We start from the raw sequence: 18110 nt of genomic DNA on the forward strand, positions 1-18110 counted from the left end.
CTTCCAATCGGCGCATGTTCACGTCAACATGGGTGAGGGCAGAGTAGCATGTTCACGTCAACATGCGCCACCCTGTGCAGACGACCCGAGGAGTGCCGTGCCGACCACCAGCGCCCAGCCCACCACCCCGACTGCGCGCCGCCGCGGCCCGTCGATGGCCGACGTCGCCCGTGAGGCCGGCGTCTCCGGGCAGACCGTCTCGCGCGTGGCGAACGGCCGCGACAACGTCGACGCCGAGACGCGTGAACGCGTGCTCGACGCGATGCAGAAAGTCGGCTACCGCCCGAACAGCGCGGCGCGCGCCCTGCGCAGCGGCCGGTTCCACAGCATCGGCGTGATCATGTTCACCCTCTCGAGCTTCGGCAACATGCGCACGCTCGACGCGATCGCCGAGGCCGCCGCGGCATCCGGCTACTCGATCACGCTCATCCCGGTCGCGCACCCCACGCAGGGCGAGGTGTCGGGTGCGATGCGACGCCTCAGCGAAGAAGCCGTCGACGGCATCATCATCATCGTCGAGGTGCACCTGCTCGACGAGCGCGACGTGGTGCTGCCCGCCGAGCTGCCGGTCGTGGTCGTCGACTCGACCGCCGGCGACCGCTACCCCGTCGTCGACACCGACCAGGCGCACGGCGCACGGCTGGCGACCGAACACCTGCTCGCCCTCGGCCACCGCACCGTGCACCACGTCGGCGGCCCCGAACGCTCGTACTCGGCCACCCATCGCCGCGAGGCGTGGGAGGCGACGCTGCGCGAGCACGGCGCGGAGGTGCCGCCCCCGCTCGTCGGCGACTGGTCGAGCGAGTCGGGTCACGCGCACGGGCTCGCCCTGGCATCCGACCCCGACGTGACCGCGATCTTCGCTGCGAACGACCAGATGGCCCTCGGGGTGCTGCGCGCCTTGCACGAGTCGGGCCGCCGCGTGCCTGAGGACGTCAGCGTCGTCGGGTTCGACGACATGGAGGAGGCACGCAGCTACTGGCCGCCGCTGACGACGGTGCGCCAGTTCTTCGACGAGGTCGGTCGGCGATCGGTCGAGGCGCTGCTGCACGAGGTCGAGAGCGGCGAGCGACGTGCCAGCGCCCTCGTCCGCACCGCGCTCGTGGTGCGCGAGAGCACCGCGCCGCCGCCGGACACGAATCGACCGTGACGCGGGCCTGTGCGCCGCTGCGAACGCGATTAGGCTCGTCGCAGGAGCGCACGACGACCCGGGGGGGGGGACGCGATGAGCGAGCACAGCGGGAACGACCACCACATCGTCTCCCACGATCGCTACGACAAGCTCAAAGAGGCGTACAACCGCCGTGCCCGCGCCCGCGTCTCCCGTCGCGACGACTTCGACGCGGGGCGCAGCGCCGGCGGGGTGCGCATCCGCCGCGACGACGACAGCGACTGACGGCCGCGTTCGCGACAGGCGGCCGCTCGGCAGCCGCTTCGCCGCTCACCCGTTCGGATAGAGCGGCAGGAGCCACGGCACCATCGTGACCGCCACGATGAGCACGACGACGGTGAACGGCGTACCGATCTTCAGGAAGTCGGCGAACCGGTATCGGCCCGGCCCGAGCACGAGCGTGTTGACCGGCGACGACACCGGCGTCATGAACGCCGCCGACGCGGCGAGCACGACGACCATCGCGAACGGCAATGGCGAGGCACCGAGGTGGTCGGCCGTGGCGATGGCGACCGGACCCATGAGCACCGCCGTCGCCGTGTTCGACACGAACAGACCGATCACCGCGGTCGTGATGAAGAGTCCGGCTAGCAGCAGGATCGGGTTGCCCTGCCCGAGCGTCGAGGTCAACGCGGACACGGCGAGGTCGATGCCGCCCGTGCGCTCGAGAGCGAGCGCGAACGGCAGCATGCCGGCGATGAGCAGCAGCGTCGGCCAGTGGATCGAACGGTACGCGCTCGGCATGTCGATGCAGCCGAACAGCCCCATCAGCAGGCACGCGATGAGCGCGGCGATGACATTCGGCACGATGCCCGTGACCATGAGCACGACCATGACCGCGACGCTGAGCAGCGCGAACGGCGCCCGGTTCGCGGCCGGCGAGTTCTCGCTCACCTCGGCCGGCAGTTCGAGGGCGACGAAGTCGTCGCTGCGCGACCCGAGTCGCTGCACGTCGCTCCACGCGCCGACCACGAGCAGGGTGTCGCCGAGCCGCACCCGCTCAGCGGCCAGGACGCCCGAGACGGCGGTCGAACCGCGCCGCAGGCCGATCACCTCGACGCGGTGGTCGTCGCGAGTGCGCAGCTCGCCCACGGTGCGCCCGAGCGCCGCCGAGTTCGGCGGCAGGATGACCTCGCCGAGCCCGACCTCGCGGGAGAGCTCGGTGAGGAACCCGTCCTCGAGCGGCAGCTGCTCGAGCCCGAGCGAGCGCAACCGCGGCGGCAGGTCGTCGGTCGCCCCGAACACATCGACGAAGAGCACATCGCCCCGGTGAAGCACCGCACCCCCGACCCCCGCGGTCACTTCCAGCCTGCGTTGGAACCAGCGCCGGCGCTCGATGGCGATCACGCGCATGCCGTGATCTCGCGCGAGCCCGGTCTGCTCGACGCTCCGACCGATGAGCCGTGAACGCCGGCCGACCTTGAGCCGACGCTCACGGTCGGCGAGGCGGTACTCGCCGATCAGATGCTCGTAGGTGCGCCGTTGCGGCCCGGCGTCGTCGTCGCGGTCGGAGCCGAGGAACCGCCCGGCCACCAGCATGTACCCGATGCCGAGCGCGAGCACCACGAGCCCGAACGGCGTCACGCTGAAGAAGCCGAATCCGTCGGCGCCGGCGCGCCGGAGTTCGGCGTCGACGACCAGGTTCGGCGCGGTCGCGATGAGGGTGAGCATGCCGCTGATGAGGGCGGCGAAGCTGAGCGGCATCATCAGCATGCGCGGCGAGATGCCGAGCCGGGCCGAGATGCTGACGACCACCGGGATGAAGATCGCGACGACGCCCGTCGAGCTCATGAACGCGCCGAGCACCGCCACGCTCAGCATCAGCAGCACGAGCAGGCGGGTGCTGCTGCTTCCGGCCCTCGCCGAGAGCCAGTCGCCGAGCCGGTACGTCAGGCCGGTGCGCGAGAGCCCTTCGCCGATGACGAACAACGCCGCGATGAGCACGACGTTCGGATCGGCGAAGCCGGCCAGCGTCTCGGGCACGGTGAGCACCCCGGTCAGCGGCAGCGCGACCAGCACCAGCACCGCGACGACGTCCATCCGCGGCCGGTTGATCGCGAACATCGCGACCGCGGCGATCAGCATCGCGAGCACCACCAGCAGTTGCCAGTTCACGGTGCCACGGTATCGCTCAGCCGCGCAGCAGCGCTCGAAGCGTGCCGATGGTGTCGGCCTCGCCCGCGTCCTTGTCGTCGCGGTAGCGCTTGACACGCGCGAACCGCAGGGCGACCCCGCCCGGGTAGCGGCTCGACCGCTGCACACCGTCGATCGCGATCTCGACGACGGTGACCGGCGCGACCCACACCGTGTTCGCGGTGCGACGCACCTCGATCTCGGGGAACCGCTCGGTCTGCCAGCGCAGCAGGTCGTCGGTGAGGCCCTTGAACGTCTTGCCGACCATGACGAACCCGCCCGGATCGCCGAACTCGCCGTCGGGGTCGCGCGCGCCGAGGTGCAGGTTCGACAGCCACCCGGTGCGCCGCCCCGACCCCCACTCGCACGCGAGCACGACCAGGTCGTAGGTGTGCACAGGCTTGACCTTCACCCAGCTCGAGCCGCGGCGCCCGGCCGCGTACGTCGAGTCGATGGCCTTCACGACCACGCCCTCGTGCCCGGCGGCGAGCGCGTCGCGCGAGACCTGTTCGGCGATCGCGGCGTCGGCGGTGACCACGCCGGGAATGCGGTGGTCGGGTGCGACGCGCTCGAGCTCGGCCAGGCGCGCCGACAGCGGTTCGTCGATCAGGTCGCGCCCATCGACGTGCAGCACGTCGAAGAACCACGGATGCAGCACCGCCTCGCGGCTCGCATCGGCGCCGAACCTCGCCATCGTGTCTTGGAAGGGCCGCGGCGCGCCGCTCTCGTCGAGCGACAGCGTCTCGCCGTCGAGGATCGCATCGCGCACGGGCAGCGATCGCACCACATCGACCACTTCGGGCAGGCGATGCGTGATGTCGGCGAGGTTGCGAGTGAACACCCGCACCTCGTCGCCGTGCCGGTGGGCCTGGATGCGCGCGCCGTCGAGCTTGAACTCCACGGATGCCTCGCCGGTCTGCCCGACCGCGTCCGCCGCCGTCGGCGCGGTCGCAGCGAGCATCGGCAGCACGGGCCGCCCGACCACGAGCCCGACCGCGTCGAGCTCGGCCGCCGACCCGGTGAGTGCGATGCGGGCGGTCGCACCGAGATCGCCCGAGAGCATCGCGGCGCGCCGAACCGAGGCGACCGACCGGTCGGCGGCGCGCGCCACGGCGTCGAGCAGCACGCCCTCGAGCGCGCCGGTGCGCAACTCGCCGAGGATCACTCGGGCGATGAAGTCCTGTTCGCGGTCGGTGGCCCTGGCCGTCAGCGCGCGCAGCGTCGCGGCACGCTCGGACGCGGGCCCGCCGCCGGCACGGCTCGCGAGGTCATCGAGCGCGGCGTCGAGGTCGGAGACCGTGAGGCTCGCAGCATCCGCCGCATCGCCCATCGCGCCGCCGATGCCGCGCCACCCGACCCCGACCCTGCCCTGACGGGGGCGGCCCGTGAGGAACCCGACCGCCGGTGCGATCTCGTCGGCCTCGAGCCGCGCGAGCAGGTCGGCGAGCGCCGCGACCTTGGCCAGGCGCGAGCGAGTGGAGGCGACCGCCTCGGTCGTCGTGACGAGCTCGTCGAGCAGCACGGGCCCAGTCTGGCATCGCCCGCCGACATCGGAGCAGGCACGGAGGCGCAGGCCCCGCTCACGCGTCGGCGACGGTGTGCCGGCGTCGGTAGTGCCGCAGGGCCTTGTCGCGCGAGCCGCAGGTGCGCATCGAGCACCAGCGTCGACCGCCGTTGCGGCTCGTGTCGATGAAGAGCCACCCGCAGCTCGGGCACGCCTTCAGCCGGTCGAGCCGGTCGCCCGTGAGTTCGGCTACAGCCGACTCGGCGAACCGGGCGGCGAGCGCGTCGGCGGTCCACCGGGCGGGCCAATCTCGGGTGACCGCGCCGTCGCGAGTGGCGGCACCGTGCGTGCCCGCGCCGTCGCGCGCGACGTACCCGAAACGCCCGAGCCCGGCCGCGTGCGCCTCGGTGACGGTCGCGAGGGCGGCGTGCGGCACGGATGCCCCGTCGGCCAGCGCGGCGAACGCGGTGTGCACCGCGTCGCGCAGGTCGGCGAGCGACGCGAGGTCGGCGGTCGTGAACGGGCGCGCGGGCTCGAACTCGAGCGAGGCCGCCCACGCGGTCGCGACCGCGGGGTCGGCGAGCCAGTCGCGCGCGCCGCCCTCGCTGCGGTCGGGGATCGTGTTGGCGAGCTCGAGGCACTCCGCGTTGCCGACGTGTTCGAACTCCATGTGCGGACTTTACCACTCAAAGCCCCTTGACAGGTTGGGTGCCGGCACGTAATTTCACCAGTGAACATGATTTGACTGGTGAGGTCACATGAACACCGCATTCCGATGGCTCTGGCTCGGCGCCGGCAGCGCCAACCTCGCCGACGGCATCCTGCTCACCGCACTGCCGCTCATCGCGCTCGCGGCGGGCGCGTCCCCCGCCGAGGTCGGGCTCGTGGTCACCGCAGCCACCATCGCCTGGCCCCTGTTCGGCCTGCACGCCGGCTGGATCGTCGACCGGGTCGCCGCGCCGAGGCTGCTCGCGATCGTCTCGGCAGCGCGCGTGCTCGCGTTCGGCGCACTCGCGGTCGCCGTCGTCGCGCAGGTGGGGATCGTGCCGCTGGTCATCGCGGTCGCGGTGCTGTACGGCCTCGCCGAGACGCTCGTCGACACCGCGCTCATCGCCGCAGTGCCGCGGGTCGTCGCGCGCGACCGCCTCACCGGTGCGAACGCGAGACTCGAGGCCACCGTCAACATCGCGAACCAGCTCGCCGGCCCTCCCCTCGCGGGCGTGCTCGTCGCGGTCTCCTCGGCCGTCGCCGTGGTCGCGGGCGGCGCGCTGTACGCGGTCGCCGGCATCGCCGCGCTGCTGCTGGCCCGTTCCCGGCCCGCGGCCGCCTGGCGCGCCACATCGGGCGAGACATCCGACAGCGAGACATCCGACACGACCCCGCGCGTGCGCGACGGCATCGCCTTCCTGTGGCGCCACCCGCTGCAGCGCCCACTGACGCTCCTGACCGCCGCGATGAGCCTCGTGTGGGGTGCGTGGGCGTCGGTGTTCGTGCTCTACGCCGTCGCTCCGGGCCCGCTCGGGCTCGACACCGCAGCCTACGGGTGGATGCTCGCCGCGATGGCCGCCGGCGGCATCGCGGCCTCGGCCGTGACGGCCCGCCTCGAGCGGCGCCTCGGCACGGTCGCACTGCTCGTGCTCGACCTCGTCGGAACGATCGCGCTCGTGCTGCCCGCCGCCCTCGGCGCCGGCGCCTGGCTCGTGCTGGCGGGGCTCGTCGTCGCCGGCGCGGGCTCGAGCGTGTGGCGCATCCTCGTGGCCGTGATCCGCCAGCGCACGACGCCGGCGGCGCTCATCGGTCGTGTCTACGCGGCGTCGCGCGTCGTGAGCTGGGGCGCGCTGCCACTGGGTTCCGCATTCGCGGCGTTCGGCGCCTCGACGCTCGGCGTCGACGCGGTGCTCGGCATCTCGAGCGCGGTCGCGATCGGCGTCGCCGTCTGGTTCGCGGCGATCTGGGGCCGGATGTCACGACTCGTGCGTGCGGCCGAGCACACCGCAGCGCCCGCCCCGGCTGCCACTCAGCCGATGAGCGTCGCGACCTCGCCGACCCGTGCCGAGAACCCCTCGAGGTCGGGCTCGTCCTGAGCGGGCTGCAGGATCACCGAGGTCGCCCCGGCCGCGGCGTAGCGCTGCACCGTCGCCACGACGTCATCGACGCCGCCCGTCGCGACGAGCGACGCGTCGGCGTTCGGGTTCCACGCCCGCAGGTCGGCGATCGCGCGCTCGCGCGCCTCGTCGCCGCCGAACCCGGCGACCAGGAACACCACGATCTCGGGCGCCCCGTCGCGGCCCGCGGCAGACCATCCGCCGGCGACCGTCTCGGCCGACGCCGCGATGCGATCGGTCGACGCGCCCGCGGGGATGATCGTGCCGTCGGCGACCTCGCCCGTCAGGTGCAGGGTCTTCGGCCCCTCGCCGGCGGCGAGCACTGCGGGAGCGGTCGCGGGCGGCCAGTCGAGCCGCACCCGGTCGAGCCGCACGTACCGGCCGTCGGTCGTGACCTCGTCGCCGGCCAGCAGCGACCGCAGCGCGGGCACGTACTCGCGCATGAGCGTCAGCGGCGAGGCGACGCGCGCGCCGACCTGCCCCATCCAGTCGAGCACGCCGTGCCCGACGCCGGGGATGATGCGCCCGGGGAACAGCCGCTCGACGGTCGCGATCTCCATCGCGGTGAGCGCGACGTTGCGCAGCGGCATGGGCGCGATGCCGATGCCGACCTTCAGGCGGTCGGTCCAGGCGAGGGCGGCGGATGCCGCGGCGAACGCCGATTCGCGAAAGCAGTCCTCCCACAGCCAGAGCTCGGGAACGCCGGCCTCCTCGGCCGACTCGACGACGGAGCGGAAGCGCTCGGGCGGGAAGGCGGGCTGGAAGATGGCTCCGATGCGAGGCATCCGACCATGCTGCCAGACCCCGCCGTCACCGCAGGCGCCGCGTCAGCGCCGGAACGACCGCCCGTGCACCTCGGTGACCGTGATGCGCACCCAGCGGTCCTTGTGCTCGGGTGCCCACGGCCGCACACCGAGCCGCTCGGCGGACTCGATCTCGTGCTCGGACGTGAACTCCTCGGCGTCGCCCTTCGCGACCACGCTCCACGCCTCGGAGTCGCTGTAGCCGTCGACCTCGAAGGCGACGTGCGAGTGCACCATGATCTCGAGCAGCTTCGACCCGGGTGCCGTGCGGAACACGATCGTCTCGCCGTCGACCCCGTGGTTGACGGGGAAGATGTCGACCTCACCCGCTGCGGTCGTCGCGATGCGCCCGAACGGGGAGGCCACGATGCGCTGCCAGCACTCCTCTTTGTCGAGTCGTCTCGTCGGCTCGCGCTCGTCGGTCTCGTCGTCGAATGCACCGGTCATGGCCCAAGTCTGCCCCTCCGGAGCATCCGGCGGAAGGGTCGACGCACAGCCTCGACGCGTACCCTCGTGGGGTGACCCCGACCGAATGGCGCGCCCGTGAGGCCGCGCACGCGGCGCGCGCCGATGCGCTCACCGCCGCGCGCCGCGAACGCACCTCGCGCGGAGCGACGCATCCGGTCGAGGACTTCCTGTTCACCTACTACGCCTACTCGCCGGGCCTGCTGCGTCGCTGGCATCCCGGCGCCGGTGTCGAGCTCCCCGACGCCGCCGGCGAACCGCGCGCCGCCTGGCGCTGGTACGCGCCGGGTTCCGCGCCCGGATCGCTCGTCGTCGACGACGCCGCCGTGCGCGCCGAGAAGGCCCCGATGCTGCGGTCGATCGAGAAGATCCTGCGGCTCACGGCCGCCCGCCCCGCATCGTTCGGATGCTTCGGGCTGCACGAGTGGGCGATGGTCTACCGGCAGGCCGAGCACCGACATGCGGTGCCGTTGCGGCTCGGTCGGGCCGGCACCGATGAGGTCGTCGAGACGCACGACCTGCGCTGCACCCACATCGACGCGTTCCGCTTCTTCACGCCCGAAGCGGTGCCGCGCAATCGGTTCGCGCCGACCCGCGAGACCCAGCCCGAACTCGAGCAGCCCGGCTGCCTGCACGCCGGCATGGACGTCTACAAGTGGGCGGTGAAGCTCGGTCCGCTCGTGCCGGGCGAGCTCCTGCTCGACGCGTTCGAGCTGGCCCGTGACATCCGCACCCTCGACATGGAGGCGTCGCCCTACGACGCGGCCGCCTGGGGCGGCGTGCCCGTGCGCATCGAGACACCGGAGGGCAAAGCCGAGTACGTGCGCCGGCAGCGCCGGTTCGCCGAGCGCGCGAACGCGCTGCGTGAACGCCTGCTCACCGCGGCGTTCCCGGCCTGACCCCCTTCCCGTCCCCTCCCCCTTTCCGTCCCCTCCCCCTCCCCTTCCCCGTCCCCGTACCCGTACCCGTACCCGTACCCGCCGAGTGTTTCCGTTCGAACGGGAGGTTTCCGCACGAACGGACGCACTCCGTTCGAACGGAAACATTCGATAGGGAGCTGGGTTCAGTTCGCCGGCGGCGCGGCGAGCCACTCATCGAACGAGAGGGTGGTGAGCTGCGCGCCGGGGCCCGCCAGCACGTCGCCGCGCCGCATCGCGGCCATCTGCTTGCCGGGCACGGTGATCGGCACGACCGGACCGCGCAGGCCGCGCGCCGCGGCCACCTTGCGCACCATGTCGACGAGCTGCTCCTCGCGGGGCCCCGCGAGGTCGGCGACCCGACCGGCCGGCTCACCCTCGGCGAGGTCGACGAGCCGCGCCGCGACGTCGTCGGCCGCGACCGGCTGGGTGCGCGCCGTCGGCGCGAGGTGCAGGCCGGCGAACGAGAACCGGTCGAGCATCTGCTCGGCGAACTCGTGGAACTGCGTCGCCCGCAGCAGCGTCCAGGGCACCTGACCCGACTCGACCTCGCGCTCCTGCGCGAGCTTGCCCGCGTAATACGCGTACGGCGCCCGATCGACGCCGACGATCGAGAGCGCGACGTGGTGGCCGACGCCGGCGGCCTGTTCGGCGGTGTGCAGCGAACGGGTCGCGGTCGTGAAGAACGCGACCGCGTCGTCGGCTTTCAGCGTGGTGCGGTTGCTCACGTCGATGACGGCATCGACGCCGGCGAGCGCGTCGGCCAGGCCCTCGCCGCTGACGAGGTCGACCCCCGTCGCTCGCGACAGCACGACGACCTCGTGCCCGCGCTCGCGCGCGACGCGCACGACCTTGGTGCCCAGCAGCCCGGTTCCTCCGGCGACGGCGATCTTCATGGCTGGTCCCCTCCCTTGCCTTCACCCACTGCGACCGGATGCCTCGCCTCGTTGTGACACGGAGGCTCCGGCCATGCGGCCGTCAGGCGTCGCGGTCGCGCGCGAGCAGTTGGAACAGCTCCTGATCCTGCCAGCGTCCGGCGATGCGCGGGTACTTGGGCGCCACGCCCAGTGCTCAGTGCCGCCAGTACCCGCAGAAGTCGATGTTCGGCTTGGCGACCCCGACGGTGTTGACGAGATGGCGCCGCACGCCCGTCGCGAGCTTCGACTCGCCCGCGGCGAACGCGTCGAGCGAGGCATCCAGCTCGAGCTCGTGCACCCGCGCGAGCGCCGCAGCACCCGCGTGCGCGCTGCTGCCGCGATCGACCCAGTGCACCTCGACGCCGTCGGGCGCCTCGACCGGCCGGCGGTCGTCGAGGTCGGGCACCTCGATCACCGCGTGCCCGCGCGCGTCGCGGGGCAGGTCGCGCAGGATGCCGGCGATCGCGGGCAGCGCGCTCTCGTCGCCGACGAGCAGCACGCGGTCGGCGTCGGCGACCGGGCGGTAGCCGCAGCCCTGGTCGATGAGGGCGACGGTCGCCCCGACCGGCAGGCTCTCGGCCCACGGGCCCGCGACGCCGGCATCGCCGTGCACGACGAAGTCGATGTCGAGTTCGCGGGTCTCGCGGCGGAACTCGCGCACCGTGTAGTTGCGGATGACCGGCCGCGTCGACTTCGGCAGCATCAGGTACTTGAGGTAGCCCGCGGTGTCGTAGGTCTCGGAGAGGTTGTCGAATCGGGTGTGGTCGCTCGTCGGCACCGCGAGGCGGAACCACTGGTCGAACCCGACGTGCCGCCACCCGGCGAGCTGGTCGCCACTGATCGTCAGGCGCACGAAGTGCGGCGAGATGCGCTCGGCGCGCACCACGTCGGCGGTCACGAGGCCGGTCTCGGCGTGCGTGATGGCGATATTGCTCGAGGCCACGGGTTCCTCCGGGTGACAGGACAGGTGAGGCTTACCTTACCTCGTCGACGCCGCCCGTGCGTAGACCTCCGCGAGCCGGCCCAGGTGCGCTCGCAACTCCACCGGCGATTCGACCGTGAACGGCATACCGAGCATGCCGATATACGCCGCGACCGTCTCGAGCGTGTCGGCGCCGGTCACGAGCACCGAGGTCTCGTCGGACACCGCCTCGACCACGCCGACGGCGGGGTGGATGCGCTCGAGTACGGCCTCGGCCGGGGCATCCACCCGCAGCCTCGCGTGCACGTTCCAGCCGCTCGCGGCGACCTGCCGCATCGTGAACGCGGTGTAGTCGCCGCCGGGCACGAGGTGCGGCGTGAACCGCCGGCGCGTGGGCATGCGCGGGGCGACCCAGTCGGCGCGGAAGACGTCCCACCTGCCCGACTCGGGCTCGCGGCCGACCAGGTACCACCGGCGCTGCCACGCGAGGAGGCGGTACGGCTCGACCAGGGTGGGTTCGCCGCGGTAGTCGAAGCGGAACCACTCGGCGGCGCGGATGGCGGTCGCGACCGCCTGCAGCACCGCGGGGTCGACCTCGGGGTCGGGGGCATCGGTACCGGTGTTCTCGGGCGCATGGTCGACGACTTGCGTGACCGCCTCGACGAGCGGGCGAAGGTGCGCGGGCAGCACCTGCTCGAGTTTGGCGAGCGCCCGCGCGCCCGATTCGGCGACGCCCGCCACGCCCTTCACCGCGCGCAACCCGATCGCGACCGCGACCGCCTCCTCGTCGTCGAGGAGCAGGGGCGGCATGCGGCCGCCCGCCCCGAGCCGGTAGCCGCCGGCGGCACCGCGCACCGCATCGACCGGGTACCCGAGCCCGCGCAGCCGCTCGACGTCGTTGCGGACGGTCCGGGTCGACACGTCGAGGCGCCCCGCGAGTTCGGGCCCCGTCCACGACGGCCGAGATTGCAGCAGCGCGAGCAGTGCGAGCAGGCGGGCGGCGGCTTCGGCCATGGGCGGCTCCCTCCGAGTCCGGCGGAACGAATCTTGCGAATCAGGAATCATCCGTTCCTGTTTGGATCGTACCTTCGGAGACATGAACATCGCAGCCATCCGCCCCTTCACCGTCGCCGTCCCGCCGGCCGACCTCGACGACCTCGCCGACCGCCTCGCCCGCACCCGCCTCCCGCAGCCCGCGCCCGGCGATACCTGGGAGACCGGCACCCCGAACCACTACCTCGCCGACGCCGTCGCCCGCTGGCGCGAGTTCGACTGGCGCGCGGTCGAGGCCCGCATCAACGCGGTGCCGAACTTCATCGCCGAGGTCGACGGGCAGCCGATCCACTTCCTGCACGTGCGCTCGAAGCACGAGCAGGCGACGCCCCTGCTGCTCGCGCACACCTACCCCGGCTCGGCGATCGACTACCTCGACGTCATCGACGCGCTCGTCGACCCGGTCGCGCACGGCGGGCGGGCCGAGGACGCGTTCCACGTCGTCATCCCGGATGCCCCGGGCTTCGGCTTCTCGAACCCGGTGTGCGAGCCGGGGTGGACGACCGCCCGCGTCGCCCGCGCCTACGACGCGCTCATGCGCGCCCTCGGCTACGAGCAGTACGGCGTGCACGGCTCCGACAACGGTGCGATGGTCGCGCGCGAGCTGGGACTGGCAGAACCCGAGGGATTCCTCGGCCTGCACGTGCTGCAGCTGTTCTCGTTCCCGTCGGGCGACCCGAGCGAGTTCGAGCACCTGACGCCCGCCGACTACGCCGGCCTCGAGCACATGCAGTGGTTCCAGCGCGTCGGCGGCTACAACACGATGAACGCGTCGCGCCCGCAGACGATCGCGGCCGCCCTCAGCGACTCCCCCGTCGGGCTGCTCGCGTACAGCGAGCTGTTCGAGTCGTTCGGCAACGGCACCTCGAAGGTGCCGCTCGACGCGATCCTCGCCGCGGTGAGCGTCGCCTGGTTCACCAACTCGGCGGCCGGCATGTCGCGCGCCTACTACGAGAACGCGCAGGATGCCTCGGAGCCCGCCGTGAACCACGCGCCAACGGGCGTCGCGGTGTTCGCCGACGACTTCCAGACGATCCGGGTGTTCGCCGAGCGCGACAACGACCGCATCGTGCACTGGAGCCGGTTCGACGACGGCGGGCACTTCGCCGCCCTCGAGGCGCCCGAGGTCGTGGCATCCGACCTTCGCGCCTTCTTCGCCGGGCTGCGTTCCTGAGCCCGGCCGGCCCCGCCGCGCTCAGCCCAGGTCGACCTCCGCGACCTGGGCTGCCGCGGTGCGGAAGTCGCCGAAGCGCGCCCAGGCGAGCCGCACCCGAACGACCTCGACGCCGCCGCCGCGAACCGAGCCCGCGAACTCGGGATACGTCGCGAGGTACGCGTCCACGCAGCGCGATCGCTCGTCGCCCTCGGGGAAGTCGGCCACGCCCTCGGCCTGCAGCGTCGTGCCCGACGGGCCGCCGATCACGACCGCGACCCGGCCGTCGGCGCGAAGGTTCGCCACCTTGCGCGAATCGGGCTTGGTGTCGAACACCAACTCGCCGGCGTCGGTCGCCGCGAACGGCAGGTACGCGGCGCCGGGCGCGCCGTCTCGCCCGGTCGTCGCGACCACCCCGTACCGCTCGCGGTTCACGTACGCGATGAGTCCTCGCAGGTCCATGGCGTCATGCTAACGACCGGCGAAGCGAGGTGAGCCCACGGTGAACGCACGGCGGATTCGCGGTCAACCCGGGGTCGCGCGCCGTCCGGCCGCCGTAGGCTGAGGTGATGCTGGTGATCAGCTACAACCTCCGCAAGCACCGCGCGATCTCCGAACTCGCGGCGCTCGACGAGCGCTACCAGCCCGACGTCATCTGCCTGCAGGAGTGCGACACGGGCGCCCTCGCCGAAGAGGTCGGGCGCCTCCGCCTCGCGCACTCGACGACCGGCAACCGCCTGGGCCTCGCGATGTACTTCAACCCCGAGCGTCTCGAGCCACGCGCGATGCGGGCCTTCGCCCTCAAGAAGTCCCTGCACGACCGCATCCTGCGCCCCGCGCACGAGCGGCTGCTCGGCGCCCGCATGGTCGACCTCGCGCACGGGCGACGCGAGCTGATCGTCGCGTCGTTCCACGCGGCACCGCTCACCGCGCTGAACTCGCTGCGTCGCCATCAGATCCGCTCGGCGCTCGGTGAACTGCAGTTCCTCGGGCCGGGGCTGCCGACGCTCATGGTGGGCGACTACAACTACCCCGTCTTCAAAGAGAACCTCGCCGACAAGGTGCAGGAGGCCGGGTACGAGCTGACCCTCAGTGACAGCCGCACCTATACGCGGTACAAGTTCTTCCGCGGTCACTACGACTTCGCCACCTCGGCCGGGTTCGAGATGCGCCGCGTGCAGACGCTGCCGCGCGGGTCATCCGATCACCTGCCGATCCTCGTCGACGCCGAGTACGCGGGCCTGCCGCTCGCCGACGACATCGACGTCGTCATCTGAGCCCCGCCCGCCCCCGGCCTGCAACCCGCACCCCAACGCTTTTCTCAGGAACCACCCGTCTGTTCCGCACGTTTCTCAGGAAGACACGCCGTCGAGCGCGCCGATCCGACCCATTACGCCTGAAAAACGCACCGCGCGAGCGCACGGGCGCACGGGCGCACGGGCGCACCACCGCGCGAGCGCACCAGCGCACGGGCGCACCACCGCACGCGTACACGGTCGCGGGCGCGGCGTCAGCCGAGGGCGGCGACCGCCGCGGCGACGAGCTGCACCACCGACGGGTCCTCGTCGTACGAGGGGGTGAAGCCCATGCGCACGACGACGAGGTCTTCCGACGGCACCACGAGCACCTTCTGGCCGTCGTGGCCTGCGGCGTAGTAGGTGTCCTCGGGCAGCTCGGGCCAGCGCAGGTCGCCGCCGGGAAGCACGTTGGTGCGCCACGACATGCCGAAGCCGGGGTCGTCGGTCGCGTCGACGGGCAGCACGTCGAGCGAGCGGGCCATCCAATCGTCGGGCAGCAGCTGCTCGCCGTTCCACTCGCCGTTCTGCAACGCGAACTGGCCGATCGCGGCCCAGTCTCGCGGGGTCATCCAGAGGTACGACGAGCAGACGGGCGTGCCGGCCGCGTCGGGCTCGAACACCGCCGACGCGAGGCCGAGCCGGCCGAGCAGCGTCTGCCGCGGCAGGTCGGCGCCGAGGCCGGTGCGCTCGGCGAGCACGGCGCAGAGCAGGGTCGTCGACCCGCTCGAGTACTCCTGCACGGTGCCGGGCTCGTGTTCGAGCGGCAGGCTCGCGACGAACCCGCCCATGTCGGGCTCGAGGTAGAGCATGCGCGTGATCGGCGTGCCGAGGTCGTAGGTCTCGTCCCACTCGAGACCGCTGGTCATGCGCAGCAGCTGCTCGACGGTGATGTCGGCGCGACCGTCGGTCCACTCGGGGCGCAGGTGGTCGTCGTCGAGCGATACGACGCCCTGCTTCGCGAGCACGCCGACCATGAGGTCGGTGACGCTCTTGGACATCGACCAGCCGAGCTGCGGCGTGTCGGAGTCGAACCCGTCGGCGTAACGCTCGGCGACGAGTTCGCCGCCCTTCGCGATCACGACGGCGCGGGTGCCGAGGGCATCGGCGTCGGCTGCCGAGAGGCCGGCGCCGAAGGCGCCGTCGAGGGCGGCCTCGAGGGCGGGAGTCGCCTCGGGTGCGGATGCCTCGGCGAACGGGTTGCCGTCGGACGAGATGACGGATGCCTCGCCGAGCGCCGGCCGGTCGCCGGCGAGCGTGCAGCCGAAGCCCTCGGTGAACCACGCCTGCTGCCGGGCGAGCACGCCGAGCAGCGTGCCGCTCGTCGGGTCGCCCGCGCCGTCGACCCGCAGGTAGGGCACGAGCGGGTTCGGCGGCAGGTCGGAGGCGGGGTCGTCGCGGCCCGCGACCTCGTTCACCGCGCAGGCGTTGTGGGCGGCGTACCCGGTGCCGGTCAGGAGCATGGGGCGCTGCCACCAGTACACGCCGACGGCTCCGGCGATGACGACGAGGAGGGTGACGGCGACGACGACGAGCACCCGGCGGAGGATCTTCACCGGTGGATGCTAACAACCGCAGGCCCTTCGACCGAATCCGCCGCGGCCGCGCTCATCCGGCCGGTACCACGCATCGTCGAGGTGCGAAAACAGGATGAGCCGCGACATCCGGCTCACAGCATCGGGATGACCCAGCTCATCCTGTTTTCGCAACGGCGTGCCGAACCCGGCGCGTTCGAGCACAGCGATGTGCCGCGACGCGGTGGCAGGCTGAGCTCGAACGGCTCGGCGAGTGCGGCGAAGACCTCGCAGATCTGATCGGACAGGATTGCAGCCCAGCGTGATCATGCAACGTATCGGATGTCACGAGCCCGCGTCTCACCGCCCGAGCAGTGCGTTCAGCCAGTTCGGACCGGCCACGACCACGCCGTCGGCGAGCCGTGCGCGCAACCCACGATCGGCCGTGACGACGAGGACGCGGCTCGCGCCGCCCGCCCGCGTGAGCTCGTCGACGACCGCGACGATGCTGCCGTCGCCGTCGGCGGGTGCGCGCACGACCTCGATTCCCTCGGGCGCAGTCGCCGACCGGGCGGCGCCCTCGACGACGGCGATCACGCGATCGATCCGCGCCGGGCCGGCCGCGGCATCCGGTCCGTCGACGACCCGACCGACCAGCGCGGGCATCCCGGCGATCAGCCGCGTCGCTGCGCCCGCGCGGTCGCGCCACCACCCGTCGGGCCGCGAGCCCATCACGTTCGCGACGTCGACGACGACGCAGACCGGCACCGCCGACGACGCAACCCCCATCCGCCGATCATCGCACGGGCGTAGGGTCGCGGTGAGGGTCGACGGCGGCCCGCTTCGGGAGGGGACGACGATGGCCGATGGAGATGTCGAGACGCGCTCGAATCGCGGGCAGTGGGAGAACCGCGTCGAGGGCTCGCCCGAACTGTCGCAGAGCTACGCGAGTCGCGACGAGGCGGTCGACGCGGGCCGCGAGCTCGCCGCGACGCTCGGTTCGCAGCACGTCGTCGTCGACAGCGAGCCGACCGGAGTGATCACCGACGAGGATCCCGCCTCGGGCGACGACCGCTGACGCTCGATGGAGTTCACCTTCCGCGGCGAGCTGTGGTTCTGGCGCGGGCCCGCGCCCTGGCTCTTCGTGAGCGTGCCCGACGACGCCGCGGGGGCGATCGGCGAGGTCGCCGCCGTTGTGACGTACGGCTGGGGCATGATCCCGGTCGTCGCTCGCGTCGGCCGCACCGCGTGGACCACCTCGCTCTGGCCGAAGGACGACGGCTACATCCTGCCGATCAAGACCGACGTGCGCCGTCGCGAGGGCCTCGAGTTCGGCGATCTCGTCGAGGTGACCATGTCGCTCGAGGCCGCGCCGCACGCTCGGCCGATCGGCTGAACCGAAGCGGCCGGCCGGCCGATGCGCCGCGCCGTCGCCGCCGCGAGCATCGAGGCATGACCGAGGCATCCGCACCGCTGCCCCTGACGCCCGCCCGACGTACCGGCCGCGCCCGACCCGGGTGGCTCGTCCCGGCGGGGCTCATCGCGCTCGGTCTGGTGCCGATCCTCGCGGGCGCGTTCCGCATCTCGAGCCTCGCGCAGGGCGGCACCGTCACCGCCGAGAACGCGCGGTTCGTCGACTCGCCGGTACCGGTGGTCGTGCACATCGTCGGTTCGAGCGTGTTCCTCGTGCTCGGCGCGCTGCAGTTCGCGCCGTCGCTGCGGCGGCGGCGCTGGCATCGCCGGTCGGGTCGCCTCGTCGCGCCCGCCGGTCTCGCCTCGGCGGGGTCGGCGATCTGGATGACCCTCTCGTACTCGATCCCCCACCCGGCCGGCCCGGCGCTGTGGACTATGCGGATGGGGCTCGGCATCGCGATGTGCGCAGGCCTGATCGTGGCGTTCGTCGCGATCCGTCGCGGCGACGTGTCCACCCACCGCGCGTGGATGATGCGCGCCTACGCCATCGGACTCGGCGCGGGCACGCAGGTGCTCACCTTCCTGCCCTGGACGATCGCGGTCGGCAGGCCGCCCGGCGAGGCGATGCACGCGGTGCTCATGGGCGCCGGCTGGGCGATCAACCTGGTGGTCGCAGAGATCGCGATCCGGCGCGGACGGCGAACCGCAGGCCGAGCGGCGCGGGCGGGCGCGCTCCTATCATGAG

21 protein-coding genes are annotated in these 18110 nt (G+C 72.5%); 10 read left to right on the forward strand and 11 right to left on the reverse strand.

Annotated features, from left to right (window positions below; genetic code table 11):
• Positions 1–154 precede the first annotated feature (154 nt).
• Both FLP10_RS04585 and FLP10_RS17365 read left to right on the forward strand, forming a co-directional pair.
• Complete coding sequence (locus FLP10_RS04585; RefSeq protein WP_149162079.1) at positions 155–1150, forward strand: LacI family DNA-binding transcriptional regulator; 996 nt, start codon at positions 155–157, stop codon at positions 1148–1150.
• Between the two features lie 75 nt (positions 1151–1225).
• Entirely contained in the window at positions 1226–1396 is a 171-nt protein-coding gene (locus tag FLP10_RS17365; protein WP_168209101.1) for a hypothetical protein, read from the forward strand.
• Positions 1397–1441: 45 nt separating this feature from the next.
• Here FLP10_RS17365 and FLP10_RS04590 read toward each other — a convergent pair whose 3' ends face one another.
• The 3 genes from FLP10_RS04590 to FLP10_RS04600 are packed head-to-tail and all read right to left on the reverse strand — an operon-like array spanning position 1442 to position 5478.
• Positions 1442–3286 carry an SLC13 family permease gene (locus FLP10_RS04590; RefSeq protein ID WP_149159801.1) on the reverse strand — a complete coding sequence of 615 codons (1845 nt, stop codon included), beginning with the start codon at positions 3284–3286 and terminating at the stop codon, positions 1442–1444.
• A gap of 16 nt (positions 3287–3302) precedes the next feature.
• Positions 3303–4826, reverse strand: a complete 1524-nt coding sequence (locus FLP10_RS04595) for an ATP-dependent DNA ligase (protein WP_149159802.1) — start codon at positions 4824–4826, stop codon at positions 3303–3305.
• Between the two features lie 58 nt (positions 4827–4884).
• A complete protein-coding gene (locus FLP10_RS04600) occupies positions 4885–5478 on the reverse strand; it encodes a CGNR zinc finger domain-containing protein (protein ID WP_149159803.1) in 594 nt (197 codons plus the stop codon).
• Positions 5479–5566: 88 nt separating this feature from the next.
• On the opposite strand from FLP10_RS04600, the gene FLP10_RS04605 reads away from it, so the two are divergent.
• Entirely contained in the window at positions 5567–6892 is a 1326-nt protein-coding gene (locus FLP10_RS04605) for an MFS transporter (protein WP_149159804.1), read from the forward strand.
• Here the strand turns inward: FLP10_RS04605 and FLP10_RS04610 are convergent.
• A complete protein-coding gene (locus tag FLP10_RS04610; protein WP_149159805.1) occupies positions 6826–7698 on the reverse strand; it encodes an LLM class flavin-dependent oxidoreductase in 873 nt (290 codons plus the stop codon). The genes FLP10_RS04605 and FLP10_RS04610 overlap by 67 nt on opposite strands.
• Before the next feature lie 42 nt (positions 7699–7740).
• Positions 7741–8163, reverse strand: coding sequence for a pyridoxamine 5'-phosphate oxidase family protein (locus tag FLP10_RS04615; RefSeq protein WP_149159806.1), 423 nt, complete (start codon positions 8161–8163; stop codon positions 7741–7743).
• Positions 8164–8234: 71 nt separating this feature from the next.
• Between FLP10_RS04615 and FLP10_RS04620 the strand changes: the two genes are divergently transcribed.
• Entirely contained in the window at positions 8235–9080 is an 846-nt protein-coding gene (locus FLP10_RS04620) for a 3-methyladenine DNA glycosylase (protein ID WP_149159807.1), read from the forward strand.
• Positions 9081–9244: 164 nt separating this feature from the next.
• Here FLP10_RS04620 and FLP10_RS04625 read toward each other — a convergent pair whose 3' ends face one another.
• The 3 genes from FLP10_RS04625 to FLP10_RS04635 all read right to left on the reverse strand — a co-directional run bounded on the left by FLP10_RS04625 (position 9245) and on the right by FLP10_RS04635 (position 11951).
• Positions 9245–9994, reverse strand: a complete 750-nt coding sequence (locus FLP10_RS04625; RefSeq protein ID WP_149159808.1) for an SDR family oxidoreductase — start codon at positions 9992–9994, stop codon at positions 9245–9247.
• A gap of 175 nt (positions 9995–10169) precedes the next feature.
• Complete coding sequence (locus FLP10_RS04630; protein WP_149159809.1) at positions 10170–10958, reverse strand: siderophore-interacting protein; 789 nt, start codon at positions 10956–10958, stop codon at positions 10170–10172.
• Positions 10959–10994: 36 nt separating this feature from the next.
• Positions 10995–11951 (reverse strand): helix-turn-helix transcriptional regulator, encoded by a 957-nt coding sequence (locus FLP10_RS04635; protein ID WP_149159810.1) that lies wholly within the window; start codon positions 11949–11951, stop codon positions 10995–10997.
• 82 nt (positions 11952–12033) lie between these two features.
• Here FLP10_RS04635 and FLP10_RS04640 point away from each other — a divergent pair, with 82 nt between their 5' ends.
• Complete coding sequence (locus FLP10_RS04640; RefSeq protein WP_149159811.1) at positions 12034–13164, forward strand: epoxide hydrolase family protein; 1131 nt, start codon at positions 12034–12036, stop codon at positions 13162–13164.
• A gap of 21 nt (positions 13165–13185) precedes the next feature.
• Here FLP10_RS04640 and FLP10_RS04645 read toward each other — a convergent pair whose 3' ends face one another.
• Entirely contained in the window at positions 13186–13605 is a 420-nt protein-coding gene (locus FLP10_RS04645) for a pyridoxamine 5'-phosphate oxidase family protein (RefSeq protein WP_149159812.1), read from the reverse strand.
• A gap of 107 nt (positions 13606–13712) precedes the next feature.
• Here FLP10_RS04645 and FLP10_RS04650 point away from each other — a divergent pair, with 107 nt between their 5' ends.
• Positions 13713–14420 carry an endonuclease/exonuclease/phosphatase family protein gene (locus tag FLP10_RS04650; RefSeq protein ID WP_149159813.1) on the forward strand — a complete coding sequence of 236 codons (708 nt, stop codon included), beginning with the start codon at positions 13713–13715 and terminating at the stop codon, positions 14418–14420.
• A gap of 233 nt (positions 14421–14653) precedes the next feature.
• On the opposite strand, the gene FLP10_RS04655 is transcribed toward FLP10_RS04650, so the two are convergent.
• Complete coding sequence (locus FLP10_RS04655) at positions 14654–15994, reverse strand: serine hydrolase domain-containing protein (protein ID WP_149159814.1); 1341 nt, start codon at positions 15992–15994, stop codon at positions 14654–14656.
• Between the two features lie 6 nt (positions 15995–16000).
• On the opposite strand from FLP10_RS04655, the gene FLP10_RS04660 reads away from it, so the two are divergent.
• Entirely contained in the window at positions 16001–16252 is a 252-nt protein-coding gene (locus tag FLP10_RS04660) for a hypothetical protein (RefSeq protein WP_149159815.1), read from the forward strand.
• Between the two features lie 60 nt (positions 16253–16312).
• Here the strand turns inward: FLP10_RS04660 and FLP10_RS04665 are convergent, their stop codons facing one another.
• A complete protein-coding gene (locus tag FLP10_RS04665) occupies positions 16313–16741 on the reverse strand; it encodes a hypothetical protein (protein WP_149159816.1) in 429 nt (142 codons plus the stop codon).
• 70 nt (positions 16742–16811) lie between these two features.
• Here FLP10_RS04665 and FLP10_RS04670 point away from each other — a divergent pair, with 70 nt between their 5' ends.
• From FLP10_RS04670 to FLP10_RS04680, 3 genes are read left to right on the forward strand one after another with little or no spacing between them, the layout of a single operon-like run.
• A complete protein-coding gene (locus FLP10_RS04670; protein ID WP_149159817.1) occupies positions 16812–17030 on the forward strand; it encodes a DUF2188 domain-containing protein in 219 nt (72 codons plus the stop codon).
• A gap of 6 nt (positions 17031–17036) precedes the next feature.
• A complete protein-coding gene (locus FLP10_RS04675) occupies positions 17037–17348 on the forward strand; it encodes a DUF1905 domain-containing protein (RefSeq protein WP_149159818.1) in 312 nt (103 codons plus the stop codon).
• A gap of 56 nt (positions 17349–17404) precedes the next feature.
• Positions 17405–18109 carry a DUF2306 domain-containing protein gene (locus FLP10_RS04680; RefSeq protein ID WP_149159819.1) on the forward strand — a complete coding sequence of 235 codons (705 nt, stop codon included), beginning with the start codon at positions 17405–17407 and terminating at the stop codon, positions 18107–18109.
• Position 18110 lies beyond the last annotated feature (1 nt).

This window comes from Agromyces intestinalis (genome assembly GCF_008365295.1).
GTDB lineage: Bacteria > Actinomycetota > Actinomycetes > Actinomycetales > Microbacteriaceae > Agromyces > Agromyces intestinalis.

Bases quoted from the DNA above. Each gene is read 5' to 3' on its own strand.
- FLP10_RS04585 (WP_149162079.1), top strand. From the start codon at position 155: ATGGCCGACGTCGCCCGTGAGGCCGGCGTCTCCGGGCAGACCGTCTCG.
- FLP10_RS17365 (WP_168209101.1), top strand. From the start codon at position 1,226: ATGAGCGAGCACAGCGGGAACGACCACCACATCGTCTCCCACGATCGC.
- FLP10_RS04600 (WP_149159803.1), bottom strand. From the start codon at position 5,478: ATGGAGTTCGAACACGTCGGCAACGCGGAGTGCCTCGAGCTCGCCAAC.
- FLP10_RS04605 (WP_149159804.1), top strand. From the start codon at position 5,567: ATGAACACCGCATTCCGATGGCTCTGGCTCGGCGCCGGCAGCGCCAAC.
- FLP10_RS04610 (WP_149159805.1), bottom strand. From the start codon at position 7,698: ATGCCTCGCATCGGAGCCATCTTCCAGCCCGCCTTCCCGCCCGAGCGC.
- FLP10_RS04615 (WP_149159806.1), bottom strand. From the start codon at position 8,163: ATGACCGGTGCATTCGACGACGAGACCGACGAGCGCGAGCCGACGAGA.
- FLP10_RS04625 (WP_149159808.1), bottom strand. From the start codon at position 9,994: ATGAAGATCGCCGTCGCCGGAGGAACCGGGCTGCTGGGCACCAAGGTC.
- FLP10_RS04635 (WP_149159810.1), bottom strand. From the start codon at position 11,951: ATGGCCGAAGCCGCCGCCCGCCTGCTCGCACTGCTCGCGCTGCTGCAA.
- FLP10_RS04640 (WP_149159811.1), top strand. From the start codon at position 12,034: ATGAACATCGCAGCCATCCGCCCCTTCACCGTCGCCGTCCCGCCGGCC.
- FLP10_RS04645 (WP_149159812.1), bottom strand. From the start codon at position 13,605: ATGGACCTGCGAGGACTCATCGCGTACGTGAACCGCGAGCGGTACGGG.
- FLP10_RS04650 (WP_149159813.1), top strand. From the start codon at position 13,713: ATGCTGGTGATCAGCTACAACCTCCGCAAGCACCGCGCGATCTCCGAA.
- FLP10_RS04660 (WP_149159815.1), top strand. From the start codon at position 16,001: ATGCTAACAACCGCAGGCCCTTCGACCGAATCCGCCGCGGCCGCGCTC.
- FLP10_RS04665 (WP_149159816.1), bottom strand. From the start codon at position 16,741: ATGGGGGTTGCGTCGTCGGCGGTGCCGGTCTGCGTCGTCGTCGACGTC.
- FLP10_RS04670 (WP_149159817.1), top strand. From the start codon at position 16,812: ATGGCCGATGGAGATGTCGAGACGCGCTCGAATCGCGGGCAGTGGGAG.
- FLP10_RS04675 (WP_149159818.1), top strand. From the start codon at position 17,037: ATGGAGTTCACCTTCCGCGGCGAGCTGTGGTTCTGGCGCGGGCCCGCG.
- FLP10_RS04680 (WP_149159819.1), top strand. From the start codon at position 17,405: ATGACCGAGGCATCCGCACCGCTGCCCCTGACGCCCGCCCGACGTACC.